The organism is Flammeovirga sp. OC4, assembly GCF_000812565.1.
Taxonomy (GTDB): domain Bacteria; phylum Bacteroidota; class Bacteroidia; order Cytophagales; family Flammeovirgaceae; genus Flammeovirga.
The window spans coordinates 21,283-30,044 of sequence record NZ_JTAM01000088.1 but is presented as its reverse complement, the minus strand read 5'-3'; the positions used below and the strand labels follow the sequence as shown (position 1 = coordinate 30,044).

Annotated in this window: 4 protein-coding genes; all 4 read left to right on the top strand. The window is 37.2% G+C overall.

Features of this window, described 5'->3' with window-relative positions; genetic code table 11:
* Window positions 1–183 precede the first annotated feature (183 nt).
* The 4 genes from ttcA to PL77_RS26770 all read left to right on the top strand — a co-directional run bounded on the left by ttcA (window position 184) and on the right by PL77_RS26770 (window position 8,361).
* Window positions 184–990, top strand: coding sequence for a tRNA 2-thiocytidine(32) synthetase TtcA (ttcA, locus tag PL77_RS26785; protein WP_044212082.1), 807 nt, complete (start codon window positions 184–186; stop codon window positions 988–990).
* A gap of 347 nt (window positions 991–1,337) precedes the next feature.
* A complete protein-coding gene (locus tag PL77_RS26780; protein WP_216595946.1) occupies window positions 1,338–2,000 on the top strand; it encodes a Crp/Fnr family transcriptional regulator in 663 nt (220 codons plus the stop codon).
* Between the two features lie 329 nt (window positions 2,001–2,329).
* Entirely contained in the window at window positions 2,330–6,763 is a 4,434-nt protein-coding gene (gene gltB, locus PL77_RS26775; RefSeq protein ID WP_044212078.1) for a glutamate synthase large subunit, read from the top strand.
* A 179-nt stretch (window positions 6,764–6,942) separates the two neighbouring features.
* Complete coding sequence (locus PL77_RS26770) at window positions 6,943–8,361, top strand: glutamate synthase subunit beta (RefSeq protein WP_044212076.1); 1,419 nt, start codon at window positions 6,943–6,945, stop codon at window positions 8,359–8,361.
* Window positions 8,362–8,762: the final 401 nt, after the last annotated feature.

Here is an 8,762-nt window from a genome sequence, read left to right as displayed (position 1 = left end):
GATAATTTAGTTTACAATGTAATAAGTATGGAGAGGTAGAAAAATAACATTTGAATTGATAACTATTTCATTCTAACCTCATCCCTCAAATTCAATAAACCTTAATTCCCACCAAATATTTTCCTCATTCTTCACTTCATTCCTATCCAAACTATTAACTTTGCCAAAATTTCAAAATTTAAAATGACAGCAGAATTTACTCCTGAGCAAGTGAAACTTCAGAAACGCTTGCATAGAAATGTTTGGAAAGCTATTGATGATTATAAATTAATAGAAGATGGTGATAAGGTGATGGTTTGCTTATCGGGTGGAAAAGATAGTTATACGATGTTGGATATCCTGATGCATATTCAAAGTACAAAGAAGTATGACTTCGAAATTATCGCTGTAAACTTGGATCAAAAACAGCCAGGCTTTCCAGAACATATTTTACCGGAATACTTAGAGAAGGTAGGAGTGAATTATAAGATTTTGAATAAGGATACCTATTCAATTGTTACGGAAAAGCTAGGAGAAGGGAAGACAATGTGTAGTTTATGTTCTCGATTGAGAAGAGGAACATTGTATACTGCGGCAGAGGAACTAGGAGTAACGAAAATTGCATTAGGGCATCACCGTGATGACATTGTTGAAACTTTTTTACTCAATATGTTTTTTAGCGGGAAGCTAGAAGCGATGCCTCCAATCTATAAAACAGATGACCAAAAGCATGTAGTGATTCGACCTTTAGCCTATTGTAAGGAATCCGATATTGAAGTGTTTTCTGAATTAAGAGCCTACCCGATAATACCCTGCAACTTGTGTGGGTCACAACCAAAACTTCAGCGAAAGATGGTGAAAAGCATGTTGAGAGAATGGGAAGAAAATTATCCGGATAGAACGGAGATTATTTTCAACTCCATAAAAAATGTTTCCCCATCCCATTTGATGGATAAAGAATTATACGATTATGAGCTCTTTAAAATGATTGAGCCACCAATCAAATCTTAGATAAGAAAAGGTAGTCTGTTAAATTTGAAACGACTACCTTTTTTTGTACTTTATTGCAAAAGTAGGTAATTGTGAATTCTTAGTGTAGTTTACAAATTTTGTAAGGTCTAATAAGTAATTACGACTAATTATTTCACGATGAAGTACTAAGCCAAAAATAAATCATAGTTAATTCTAATTTATTTTTTGTGAGTACAACGCTAAAAAACGTATAAATAGTGGTTCTATTGAAAGTTTTCTGAAGGAAGTAATCGCAAAACAATAAATAGAATTAGTATTAAATAATTTTGTCTTGGTACTTACTTATCTCAATTCATTCAATTAACGATATGCAGGAATTTTGGGAAATGCATAATTTTGATCTCTATTCAATATTATGTCCAACGAAAATTAATAACTATTTTAAAAAAAACGGATTGCTCTTTAAGAAAGGCGATATTATATATTTTCCAGAAGATGATGAACAGAAGCTATTTTTAGTTAGTAGGGGAAAGGTGAAGCTTTGTAAATACAATGCGGATGGAGAAGAAATGGTGAAAATGATTTTATCTAAAGGGGAGATCTTTGGAGAGAAGGTACTGTTAGGGCAAGATAAAAGAGAAGAATATGCTATTGCAGAGGGGAATGATACAGCTTTGTGTCTTTTATCTATTGACAAAATGCAACAATTGATGAGAAAAAATGAAAGGTTTGGCCTTTATATATACAAACTCATTGGTTTGCGAGTAAAGAAGATTGAAAGACGTTTAGAGATCTTGGTTTGTAAAGATGCAGAGTTACGATTGCTGGAATTTCTAAAGGATCTTTTCGAAGGGAACTTCAAAGATGAACAAACTATTAAGCACCATTATTCTCAAAGTGATATTGCTAAGCTTATCGGTACTTCTAGAGAAACGGTATCAAAATCGATGAGTAAATACAAAAAAATGAATATTCTCGATTATACCCGTTCAACCATTACTCTTTTAGATAAAGAAAATTATGTTGCACTCTTAGAAGAAGAGGGGTGAATTTCTTAAAGAAAAATTAATAATATAGCGTAAAAAGTACAATTTTTTATTCGTATGAATTGGTGTTGTATTTATAACATCAATTCGTTTTTTTGTGAAAGAATAACCAATTAATGATAAATTTTCATAGAAAAGCCCCTTTTCTTGATGATTTAATAAAATATACTGTTATATTTGAAAGTGTTGTGAACGGAAAACTTTGATATCATTGTCGGAATTACTTGGATGTATCAATGCTAATAGTCTTGATATATTGCAAATTTTATTCTACAGCTAACAAACCGACGATCAAAGACCAACAATTATCGAAAATCGGAAGACGCTTTATTATGGAACACAGATTAACCGCCTTTAAGGACAATTGTGGTTTTGGTATGCTTGCCAACTACAAAGGAAATCCTACGAGGCAAATGACTTTAGACGCTATTGAAGCTTTGTCACGTATGATTCACCGTGGTGCGATTGCAGCAGATGGTGTGAGTGGTGACGGTAGTGGATTCTTATTTTCAATGCCAGATCGCTTTATGCGAAAAGAGGCCGAATTAAATGGAATTGACTTACCGCAACGTTATGCAGTGGCAATGATGTTCCTAACGGAACCTGAAAAGCAAAAGGAGGTATTTGCAGAATACTGTGAGAGAAATGATTTAAAAGTACTATTCTTTAGAAAAGTACCTTTAAATACAGAGGTATTAGGAAAGCAAGCATTCGAACTATTGCCAGAGATTGTACAAGCATTTGTAGTACCAAATGCATTGATGTCTACAAAAAGATTCTCAGCGCTTTTATATCTAACAAGAAAAGAAGTAGAACACGCTTTAAGAGAAGATGAAGGATTCTATATTCCATCTTTCTCAGAAAAAGTGATTTCTTACAAAGGTTTGGTAATGCCAACGCACATTAAAGAATTATTCATTGACTTGAATCAAGAAGAATTTGAAGTGTCGTTTGCAGTATTCCACCAACGTTTCTCTACAAACACATTACCTCAATGGAGATTAGCTCAACCATTCAGATGTCTTGCACACAATGGTGAGATCAACTCCATCCAAGCCAACCGCTTTAACTTCTCAATCAAAGAAGAAGTATTAAAGTCTGAGGTATTTACAGAAGAAGAATTAGACAGAATTTTCCCAATCTTAGTACCAGGAGGTTCAGATAGTGCATCATTAGATAATGCATTTGAATTCCTTGTTACTTCAGGAATGGACTTTTTCCAAGCGGCTCGTTCATTAGTGCCTGCACCTTGGCAAAACGTTCCAAACTTAGATGCTAAATTAAGATCATTCTACGAGTATGCGGCAAGCAACTTCGAAGCATGGGATGGTCCAGCGGCCTTGAACCTTTGTGATGGTCGTCACTTAGCATGTATTTTGGATAGAAATGGTCTTAGACCAGCAAAATATATTGTGACCAATGACGATAGAATTGTTATCAGTTCTGAGTATGGTGTAATCGACTTAGAGGAGCCAAACATTAAAGAACAAGGTAAACTTCAGTCAGGTCAAATGATTGGTATTGATTTACGTTATGGTACGATCTTAAAACATGACGAGATTAATACTTACTTGAAAGAAGCTCGCCCTTGGGGTAAGTGGATCCACGAAAACAGTGCATATCTTATGGAGCACGTTGATAAGAACTTCTTGTCAATGGAGGACTACAGATATGATGATATCGTGGACAAGCAAAGATACCACAACTACACGAATGAGGTATTAGAGCAAGTGATTCGTCCAATGATTGAAACTGGTAAAGAAGATACTGGTTCAATGGGTGATGACACGCCATTAGCTTGTTTCAGTAAAGTACAAAGAAACTTCACGGATTATTTCCGTCAAAAATTCGCCCAAGTAACGAACCCACCGATTGACCCACTTCGTGAGAAAATGGTAATGTCGACTTCAGTTACTTTCGGTAGAAACAATAACGTATTGATTGATGGACCGATGAACGCTCATCGTTTGAAGTCAATGTCGCCAATTTTAAGTTTCGAACACTTCGACGTTTTAAGAAGATTCGGTACTGAAGGTGATTCATTGTATGACTATCAATACAACTCAAAATCATTCAGCACAGCATTTACATCAGACTTAGAAGCTTCATTACACCGTTTAGGTGAAGAAATTGAAGTGGCAGTAAGAGATGAGGATGTAGCGAACGTACTTTTAGATGACCGTTCTTTATCAAAAGAACAATTCTTGATCCCAATGCCAATGGCAGTAGGTTATGTAAGTAATTACTTAGCGAAAAAAGGATTAAGATCTAAGGTGTCAATCGTTGCAGTGACGGGTGAAGCACACGATTCACATTCTTGTGCAGTATTATTAGCAATGGGTGCTACAGGTATCTACCCTTACTTATTATTTGGTACTGCTCTTCAAATTGCAGAAAACATTGGTGCTAACTCTTACATGTCACGTAAGAAAGCATTGATCAAAGTGCAAAAAGCCTTAAACGCAGGTTTATTGAAGATCATGTCTAAAATGGGTATCGCAACTATTGAGTCTTACCAAAACTCATCGTTATTCGATGCTATTGGTTTAAGTAACGCAATCGTTGAGCAATGTTTCGTAAGATCTGAAGCGTTGATCCCAGGTTTAGATTTCGCAGATATCGAAGAAAGAATCAAGTCTTACCATAAGGCAGCTTTCAAAACAAGATATATCAAGAAGATGTATCCGTTGGAAGTAGGTTCATTCTACAAGTATGCTGAAAACGGTGAATACCATGACTTTGCTCCAACTGTAGCAAAATCAATCCGTAAGTTTGCTGTAACAGGTAGAGAAGAGGATTACAACGATCTTAAGAATCAAATCAACAATAGAGGTTTACGTATGATTCGTGACTTCTTTGAATTCAAATCAGATCGTAAACCAATAGATATCTCTGAAGTAGAGCCAATCGAGGCAATTACAAAGAGATTTACTTCTGCTGCGATGTCATTAGGTTCAATTTCACCTGAGGCACACGAAGCATTAGCACAAGCAATGAACCAAATCGGTGGTCAATCTAACTCTGGTGAGGGTGGTGAAGATCCAGCTCGTTTTGGTACAATCAAAAACTCTAAGATCAAGCAAGTTGCTTCTGGTCGTTTTGGTGTCACTCCACACTACTTAAGAAATGCTGAAGAAATTCAGATTAAAGTAGCACAAGGAGCGAAGCCAGGTGAGGGTGGACAGTTGCCAGGTTCTAAAGTTACTCCTTTAATTGCATCATTAAGATGTACAATTCCAGGCGTAACATTGATCTCGCCTCCTCCACACCACGATATCTACTCAATTGAGGATCTAGCACAGCTGATCTTCGACTTGAAGCAAGTGAACCCTAAAGCACGTATTTGTGTGAAATTGGTATCCACTGCTGGTGTAGGTACGATTGCAGTAGGTGTTGCGAAAGCATACGCAGATAAGATCATTATCTCAGGTGCTGACGGTGGTACTGGTGCAGCGCAATTAGGTTCAATCAAATTCGCAGGTAACCCTTGGGAGCTTGGTTTAGCGGAAGCACACAATGCATTGAAAGTAAACGGTCTTCGTGACTTTGTAGAAGTACAAACTGATGGTGGTTTGAAGACAGGTCTTGACCTTGTAAAAGGTGCAATGATCGGTGCTGAAAGTTTCGCATTTGGTACTTCATTATTGACAACGATCGGTTGTAAAATCTTAAGAGTTTGTCACTTGAATAAATGTTCTGTAGGTATCGCAACTCAATCTGAACAATTGAGAGCTTACTACATGGGTACTGTAAAAGGTGTGGTTTCATACCTACAAGCAATGGCTCAGGAAGTAAGAGAGATCTTAGCAGAATTAGGATATACATCAATGGATGAAATCATTGGTCAAACACACTTATTAAAAGTAGTTGACAATGAGTTCGCTCAGAAGTTTGACTTCAAAGATGTTCTTTACTATGCAGAAGGTAAAAACATCAGAGAAAAAGCTTCAAACGATCCATTTGATCCAAACGAATTCGAACAAGACATCTTAGAGGAATTAATGCCAGTCATTAAAGGACCTCATTACAGAACAGTCTTGAACAAGGAGATTGTGAATACTAACCGTAGTTTCGGTGCTAGAATTTCTGGTCAAATTGCGGAATTCCACGGTAAGAAAGGTTTACCAAAAGAATTGATCACAATCAACTTAAAAGGTACTGCAGGACAATCATTTGGTTGTTTGTTGAGTCATGGTATGTTGCTTTCATTAAGAGGTACAGGTAATGACTATGTAGGTAAAGGTATGAGTGGAGGACAAATCATCATCACTCCAAGAGATGGTGAGTCTGAAGGTCGCTCATTAGCAGGTAACACTTGTTTATATGGTGCAACAGGTGGTAAGTTGTTCGTAAGAGGTAAAGTTGGTGAAAGATTCGCCGTAAGAAACTCTGGAGCCCTTGCTGTTGTTGAAGGTACAGGTGATCACCCTTGTGAATACATGACAGGTGGTACTGTAGTGATCCTTGGTGAAACAGGTAACAACTTCGGTGCTGGTATGACAGGTGGTGTCGCTTTTGTTTACGACAAGACGAACCGCTTTATCGACAAGATGAACCAAGAGTTGATCAAGGCTACTCGTATCGATACTGATGAGGGAGACGAAGGACGTTTCTACTTACAGCGTATCTTACGTAGCTACTTGTTCCGTACAGGTTCTACGAAAGCAAAACATATCCTAGATCACTTCCGTGAAGAAGTACGTTACTTCTACATGGTGACTTCAAAAGATATGAAATCTCCATTAAACCCTATGGAGGGCAACTAAGCACTAGGTCGTATGTAGCCGGATATTTTAAGTTTTTATCCTAATTATCGAGAGATCTTAACTTACTGAGAATGAAAACAATTTTCTGAAAATATCCGTTTACTTTTTGCCTTGTACTTAAATGATTTGGTGGTCTGAGAAGGCCACCACATTCTGATACCTTTTTAATAGAAAACGATATGTACGAATTCACTAAAATAGAAAGAATTACTCCTACACTTCGTCCTGCAGATGAAAGAGTTGGAAACTTTAATGAAATCAGTGAGGTGTACTCTACATCTGAAACTGCTTCACAAGCAAGTAGATGTGTGCAATGTGGTAACCCATATTGTTCATCAGTAGGTTGCCCTCTAAGTAACTATATTCCTCAATGGCTTCGTTTTATTGCTGAGAAAGACTTAGAACAAGCTTTCAAAATTTCAAACGAAAGTTCACCATTCCCAGAGATCTTAGGTCGTATCTGTCCTCAAGACCGTTTGTGTGAAGGTGCTTGTACGTTAAATGACGGTAATGACGAAGAGACAATTGGAGCAATTACAATTGGTTCTATTGAGGTGGCAATCTCTGAGAAAGGATTCAAAAAAGGATTCAAGCCAGAGTTTGCTGAGAAAATGACAGGTAAGAAAGTTGCGATCGTAGGATCAGGTCCTGCAGGTCTTTCTTGTGCAACATTCTTGTTAAGAGCAGGAGTGAAGCCAGTTGTTTTTGATAAAGCGGATAGAGCTGGTGGTTTATTGACATATGGTATCCCAGGTTTCAAACTAGAAAAAGCAGCAGTTGAGCGTAGAGTTGAATTGTTACAAGAAGCTGGTATGGAATTGAAATTGGGTGTGGATATCGGAAATGATGTAACACTTGAAGAGTTAAACAAAGAGTATGATGCCGTATTCTTAGGAATCGGTGCAATGGCTGGTCGTCAATTAGATGACGAGGCTTACAACTCTGATAACATTTATATGGCAGTACCTTTCTTGACAAACATCCAAAAGAAAATCGATGAGCAACAATTCGATAAGAAATACGATGTAACAGGAAAGCGTGTAGTAGTAATCGGTGGTGGTGATACAGCAATGGACTGTGTACGTTCATCTATCCGTGAAAAAGCTGCGAAGGTAACATGTTTCTATCGTCGTGACGAAGAAAACATGCCAGGTAGCCGTAAAGAAGTTAGAGCAGCAAAAGACGAAGGTGTAGAATTCAATTTCTTAAAATCACCTAAGAATTTTGTAGCTGATGATAAAGGAAATGTTTACGGAGCGAAATTCGTAGACATGGAGCTTTCTGAGCCAGATGCATCTGGTCGTCAGGCTGTGACAGAAGTTGCAGGTTCAGAGGCAATTGTTGAGGCTGACGTGTTTATTTTAGCATTAGGTTTCAGCAATGAGAAACTAGGATGGATCACTGACGCAGGTGTGAAGACGAACCAATGGGGTGCGATCGAAACAGATGCGAAAGGCGAAACATCTTTACCAGGTGTATTTGCAGGTGGAGACTCTGTTCGTGGTGCTGACCTTGTGGTTACTGCAGCATTGGACGGTAGAGAAGCTGCCATGTCAATCTTAGAATCGATTTTCGAGAAAGAGCCGGCTACTGTATAGTTCCTATACAAGTTGGTTCTATATACTCCCACTGAGAAAAGCGTCTCTCAGTGGGTTTTTTTATGCCTAAATAAAATTATAAATCATGGTATAAAAAATAGGCTGCATTCTATAGATAAAGATATTTGGTAATCAATTAAAAGTATTTAGAGTATATTTTAACCAATATCTTCATATAGAAAACAAACCTACTTCATATGACTTTCTATAATCGAATTAATTACATTTAAATAGATAATTTTGAAATGTGATTAAAGCAATAATTTTGTAGTTCTTTCATCGGCCTTGAAGGGAAAAGCGTTAAGAATTTCATACATTGAGCCGTTAAAAATGATTTTGCTGTTTGAGCAAAGCGAGTTTAAAATCATTTAGGCGAAAGGGATGAAATTTAGCTTTTGACT